This window comes from Streptomyces sp. NPDC002463 (assembly GCF_042889835.1).
Lineage (GTDB): Bacteria > Actinomycetota > Actinomycetes > Streptomycetales > Streptomycetaceae > Streptomyces > Streptomyces nymphaeiformis.
The window spans coordinates 1-6812 of the sequence record NZ_JBIARL010000054.1; the positions used below are offsets into that span (position 1 = coordinate 1).

General features: G+C 65.8%; 3 protein-coding genes. All 3 read left to right on the plus strand.

Features of this window, described 5'->3' with window-relative positions:
* A partial coding sequence (locus ACFYX3_RS41900; RefSeq protein ID WP_389025391.1) for an RHS repeat-associated core domain-containing protein occupies positions 1 to 5627 on the plus strand: 5627 nt, incomplete at its 5' end.
* Positions 5628 to 5721: 94 nt separating this feature from the next.
* Positions 5722 to 6153 (plus strand): hypothetical protein, encoded by a 432-nt coding sequence (locus tag ACFYX3_RS41905; protein ID WP_389025393.1) that lies wholly within the window; start codon positions 5722 to 5724, stop codon positions 6151 to 6153.
* A 3-nt stretch (positions 6154 to 6156) separates the two neighbouring features.
* Positions 6157 to 6762, plus strand: coding sequence for a hypothetical protein (locus ACFYX3_RS41910; protein ID WP_389025395.1), 606 nt, complete (start codon positions 6157 to 6159; stop codon positions 6760 to 6762).
* The last annotated feature ends 50 nt before the right edge of the window (positions 6763 to 6812 follow it).

A 6812-nucleotide genomic window follows, 5' to 3' on the forward strand; every position in this document is an offset into this window, starting at 1 on the left:
TGACCTACAAGTGGTCGCTGCCCGACGGCACGGACGTCACCACCGGCGGCAACCAGGTCCAGACGGCCCTGCCGTCGAACGTCGCCCCGGGCGGCTCGGTCAGCCTGCAGGCGCAGATCAAGACGCCGATCAACTCGGACAACGGCAACAAGCGCACCGACTACGTCCTGACCTGGGACGTCTACAACAAGACGACCGGCACCTGGACCTCGGGCACCTCCGGCATCCCCGGCCTGGCCCAGAACGTGGCGGTGGAGGACCCCACCTCCAACACCCTCGGCCTGGAGAAGTTCTACTCCTACACCGGCAAGAACACCGGCGCCGGCTCGACCGTCATGAACAACATGGCGTCGGGCAACACCGTCTGGCAGTACAACGCGTTCACCAACCCCGGTCGCGGTGTCACCACCTTCGCCCGGTTCGCGTACAACAGCCTGGACACCTCCGACACCGTGTCCGGCTACGGCTGGTCCTTCCAGGCCTCGGGGCCGATCCGCCTGGGTGCGCCGCTGGAGTTCCAGCCCAAGCCGAACCCCACGGAGATCCGTCTTCCCGACGGCGACGGCACCACCCACGTGTTCCGCTGGGACGCGGCCACGAGCTCGTGGAAGGCGCCGGCCGGTGTCCACTACAAGCTGGCCGCCAAGCCCGGTCTGGACTGCACCCCGCTGAAGGACCCGATCCCGGACGCCTGGACGATGACCCGTCCCGACGGCACCCGGTTCCTCTTCGGCTGCGACGGCTACATGACGTCGCTGGTCGACAAGAACGGCAACACCCAGACGTACACCTACGAGGAACGGAAGTCGAACAACAAGCCGACCAAGTTCCTGAAGTACATCACCGACCCGGCCGGCCGTCAGACGCTGACGATCGAGTACTACTCCAAGGCCGACAGCAGCAGCCCGAAGATCATCGACCACATCAAGTCGATGACCGACGTCTCGGGCCGCAAGATCACCTTCGAGTACTCCGACAAGGGTCTGCTCACCAAGCTGACCGACGGCGCGGGCTCGACCCAGCCGAAGGTCTTCGGCTTCGAGTACGACGCCACCCAGGGCAACAAGAACGTCAAGATGGTGGCGGCCACCGACCCCCGGGGCAACGCCACCAAGCTGGACTACTACGCCCCGCGGACCGGTGACGACCCGAAGTACCACTGGTGGACCAAGACGATCACCGACCGTCTCCAGGGCACCACGGGCTTCACGTACGCGGTGGACTCGGGCAATCCCAAGTTCACGGCCACCAGGGTCACCGACGCCGAGTCCCACGCCTCCGACTACGTGACCGACGACTTCGGCCGCGCCGTCCAGTCGACGAACGCCAAGTCGCAGTCGATGAAGCTGTCGTGGGACGCGGACAACAACGTCACGTACCTGGAGGAGGACAACGGCGCCAAGACCGCGTACTGCTACGACCAGAAGACGGGCTACCCGCTCTGGAAGCGCGACGCGGAGAACAACAAGGCGGGCGTGCCGGACCAGACGGCGTCCTGCGTCTCCGACACCACCAAGTGGCCTGCGAACGCGGCGAAGTACGAGTACCAGACTCGCGCCGACGGCTTCTCCGCGGACCTGTTCCGCAAGACGTCCCCGCAGGGCAGGACCTGGCAGTTCGGTTACGACGCCTTCGGCAACGTGAAGACGGTCACGGACCCCAAGGGTGTCGCCACCACCTCGGTGCCGGACGACTACACCACGAAGTACGACTACGACGCCTACGGTCAGCTGACCAGGGCGACGGACGCCAACGGCAACCCGACCGACAACAGCGGCTTCGGCCCGACCGGGTACCCGGCCACCATCACCGACGCGCTGGGCAAGGCCACGACGTTCGTCTACGACGCGCGCGGACAGGTCACCGAATCCGTCGACGCGCTGGGGAAGAAGACCACGCAGACGTACGACACGTTCGGCCGTCCGCTGGCCGGCACGGTGCCCAAGGACCAGGCCGCGGGCGTGCTGATCACGAAGCCGGCGCCGGTGTACGACGCCAACGACAACGTCACCACGGTCACCGCCCCCAACGGCGCGATCTCGACCGCGGTGTACGACGCGGCGGACCAGGTCGTCGAGGCGACCGCGCCGAAGGACACCCCCACGGGTCCGGAACGCAAGTCCGCCTACACCTACGACAAGGTCGGCAACGTCAGGACGACCACCCAGCCCAAGGGCACCGCGACCACCGCGGATCCGAACGACTACCTCACCACGAACAACTACGACGAGGTCTACCAGCTCACCTCGGTGGTCAACGCCGTCGGTGACAAGGTCTCCTACACGTACGACAACGTCGGCAACGTCACCACGGTCATCGATCCCAAGAAGAACGCGACCGCGGACAGCACCGACTACACGCAGAAGACCGACTACGACCTCGACCACCGAGCCGTCACGGTCACCGACGCGGCGGGCAAGACCGCCCGGAAGGCCTACGACAAGGACTCCCTGGTCGTCGCCACCACCGACGCCGAGAACAACACCACCGAGGTCACCTACGACGAGCGGGGCAAGCAGACCCAGGTCAAGGTCCCGTACACGGGCACCAGCCCCGGCATCACGTACCGGACGACCAAGTACGAATACGACCAGGTCGGCAACACCACCAAGGTGATCACCCCGCGTGGTGTCGACACGGCCGCCGCGGACGACTTCACCGCCCGTACCGAGTACGACGCGCTGAACCGTCCGGTCAAGCAGTTCCAGCCGTACGACCCGGCGGACACCCGCTACAACAAGGCCGACGTCTACACCCAGACGGTCTACGACGCCGTCGGGCGGGTCTCCAAGAACTCGCTGCCGCCGTCGAACGGCCAGACGGTCCGCAACGACACCACCTACACCTACTTCGACAACGGCTGGGCGAAGTCGTCCACCGACCCGTGGGACATCGTCACCACGTACGACTACGACGAGCTCGGCAAGCAGACCGCCCGGACCCTGACATCGGCCGGCGGTTCCTCGAACCGCACCATGAGCTGGTCGTACTTCCCGGACGGCAAGCTCAAGTCCAAGTCGGACAACGGTGTACCGGTCGGCAGCGCGGTCGTGCTGGCCGACAACTCCGACACCCAGAACACCACCTCGACGGGCACCTGGACCAAGGGCAGCCTGACCGGCCAGCAGGGCTACGACCACCAGGTCCACGCCGCCGGCACCGGCACGGACGCCTTCACCTGGACCCTGAACATCCCCAAGAACGGCACCTACACCGCCTACGTCAAGTACCCCCAGGTCACCGGGGCGGCGACGGCCGCGAAGTACACGGTCACCCACTCCACCGGCACCACCGACGTCACCAAGGACCAGAACGCGGCCGCCGGCAGCTGGGTCAGCCTCGGCTCGTTCACCTTCACCCAGGGCAACGCCGCCAAGCTCCAGCTGTTCCAGAACAGCACGGGCGCGGTCGTCGCCGACGGCGTCAAGCTCGTCCGCGACAACTCGGGCGACACCGACACCGAGAAGCACACCTTCGCCTACGCCTACGACGTCAACGGCAACCTGACCTCGATCGGCGACACCTCCTCCGGTGCCAGGATCGATGCCTACACCATCGCCTACACCGGACTGAACCAGGTCCAGAAGGTGACCGAGGCGCTCGCCGGCCAGGAGAAGAAGTCCACCTCCTACACCTACGACGCCAATGGCCGGCCCGAGACGGTCAGCCACCCCGACCAGTACGCGAAGTACACGTATGACCTGCGGGACCTGGTCAAGACGGTCTCCGTCGGCAAGACGGCGACCGACACCGACCCGAAGGTCACCGCGTACACCTACACGGACCGCGGCCTGAAGCTGCGGGAGACCAAGGCCAACGGCAACACGGTCGACTACACCTACTACCTCAACTCGGCCCTCAAGACGCAGGCCGAGAAGAAGCCCAACGGCACTCTCGTCTCCTCGCACACCTACGCCTACGACGCCAACGGCAACAAGGCGCAGGACGTGGCGAGGAAGATGAACGCCGACGATCACGCGGCGTACCTCGACTCGACCACCGACTACACCTACGACCCGGTCGAGCGGCTCGCCAAGTCGGTCAAGACCGGCAACGGCGCGGGCACCGAGACCTACGTCCACGACGACAACGCCAACGTCGTCAGCCAGACGGTCAAGGGCACGTCCACCACGTTCTCCTACGACCGCAACCGCCTGCTGAGCGCTTCCACGTCGGGCGTCTCGGCGAGCTACAACTACGACCCCTTCGGGCGTCAGGAGTCCGTCACCAGCGGCGGTCAGGTCATCGAGCGGAGCGTGTACGACGGCTTCGACCACGTCATCGAGAGCAGCAAGCTCGACGGCGGATCCCTGAAGACCACCAAGTACACCTTCGATCCGCTCGACCGCACCGCCTCCAAGACCGCCGACGGCAAGACCACCGACTTCACCTACCTCGGCCTGTCCAAGGAGGTGCTGGACGAAGAGGTCGCCGGCGTCCTGACCGCGTCGTACCAGTACAGCCCGTGGGGCGAGCGGCTCTCCCAGGTCAAGCACAACGCCGACGGCACGTCGGAGGACGCCTACTACGGCTACAACAGCCACAGTGACGTCGAGACCCTGACCACCAAGGACGGGGACACCAAGGCCACCTACGGCTACACCGCCTACGGCTCGGACGACAAGTCCGACTTCACCGGCATCGACAAGCCCGACGCGGCCGACCCCACCAAGGAGGCGTACAACCCCTACCGCTTCAACGCCAAGCGCTGGGACGCCCAGTCCGGCACGTACGACATGGGCTTCCGCGACTACAACCCGGGCCTCAACCGCTTCACCTCCCGGGACATGTACAACGGCGCCCTGGCGGACATGGGCCTGGGCTCGGATCCCTTCACGGGCAACCGCTACGCCTTCACCGGCGGCAACCCCACCAGCCGCGTCGAGCTCGACGGCCATCGGCCCGATGACGGCCCGAGTACGCCCACGAGCGGCTGCGGATCGGCCGGGTTCATCGGACCGTGCCCGACTACCACCACGCCCTCGACCGCGGCAGCCTCGATCACATCGAACACGCATTACATGGCACAGCTCATCCTGTGGGAGTGGCTGGAGACCCAGGCCGTCGAGAAGTACGGGGTGACGGGTGGCTGGCGCGTCCAGATGGAGACCGAAGTCCCGGGAGGAGCGAAGAACGGCCTGGGAGGAAACGGCCAGGCGGACATCACCTACCAGGACGGGAACACCCTCTACGTCTGGGAGCTGAAGCACAAGGCGAAGCTTCCTTGGACCAACAACCAGCATGAACCGGCAGAGGCATACGGCTTCGACGACGTCGACTGGTACATCGACTTCATGAAGCGGGACCCGAAGTACGCGGGGATGGACATCAAGCCGGGATTCCGGCTTCCGTACCCCCTGGTCGGTCCCGGAGGGAAGAAGGCCCAGTTCCTGGAGCTCGACAATTCCGACTTCTGGTCCGGCCAGCACGGAGTCGTCACATACCAGGAGTTCTACGTGCCGATGACCAAACCGGCACCGGCTCCGGCGCCTGATCCCGTGACCGTGCCGAATGAGGTCAAGGCCGGTGCGGGTGCCCTCGCGGTCGGCGGCTTGCTCTGGTGGGCCGGGAAGCTGCTCTCCCCGGCCTGCGGGCCCGCCATGCCGGCCTGCGCCGTGGTGCTCTGACACCGAACATCGATCCGGTCGGGCACGCCGAGGGGCGTGCCCGACCGGGCTTACCATGTTGAGCCTGGAATATCAGCAGCGAATGGAGCCACAAGTGGGATCATCTCGGTGGATCTACTTCACGGACAATCCCGGAAACCCTCAGGAAGCTCTGAACGACCTCCGCGAAAAGGTCTTTCAGGACGAATGGCGGAACCAAGACCCCTTCCCTGAAAGCATCGCGGACCTGATCGAGAGCGGGGCACTGGAGGAGGAGGGAGCCCATTCGATCCTCGACGTCGACCGAGTGATCTTCACCGATGACACCGACTACGAGGAGGACGGCACCATTCGAATCGTCTCCCCACAGGAAGTTGTCGAGTACTTCGGGAACGCCCAGCCGACGCAGGAAAGGATTGCGGAGGTCTACCGCACGGACCCGACGGAACTTCCCCCGATGTTCCGCGGATCCGGTTGCTGTGCCCCCGTCCACAGCCCTGAGGGGGATTGCGTGGGACTGGCGTTCTGGGGAATGTCGGGAGACTGAGGCATGATTCAGCACTTGAGGCTCGCGTGGGCCGGCTTCGCGACGCGCAGGAAGAACAAGGGTTCCCTGCCTCCACTGCTGTCCGGCGACGACCTGCCCGGACGATGGAATGTGGTCGACGAACGCACGTGGCCGACAGGACGGGTCGGGCCACGCACGCCTTGGTCCGAGCGGGCGCGCGCGAACAACAGCGTGACGGCTTGGCGCTCGTACCACGACGGAAACGACCGGTGGATCTGGATCCAAGTCGTGCCGCTCGCCTCAGAATCCGACGCGAAGACGGCGCTGCCCGAGCTGGGCAGCCGCCTTCTGTCGAATCCCAAAGCGTCCCATGGAGTTGCCGACGAGCGGGATGTGGAAGTGCCGCCGTTCCCCGGAGCAGCCGCGGTATGGGCCCGGGAACAGCACAGCGTTCAAGCCGCCACGGGAAAGAACGTCGGCACCACCTTTCTCATCGGCGCCGCGGCCGGGGCGAACATCGTCGTGCTCAGCCTGAGCGGCAGTCCCACCTGGGACTGGGGGTCGGCACTGAACGTGGCACAACGCCAGGCCGAACTCACGATGCGTACGGCTTCAGGCCCGGAGTCGTCGCCGACGACGCTCAGCTGAGCATCGGGATGATGTCGGAGCCGTACGCGTCGATGGTGCCCTCGCGGTTG

Bases quoted from the DNA above. Each gene is read 5' to 3' on its own strand.
- ACFYX3_RS41910 (WP_389025395.1), top strand. From the start codon at position 6,157: ATGATTCAGCACTTGAGGCTCGCGTGGGCCGGCTTCGCGACGCGCAGG.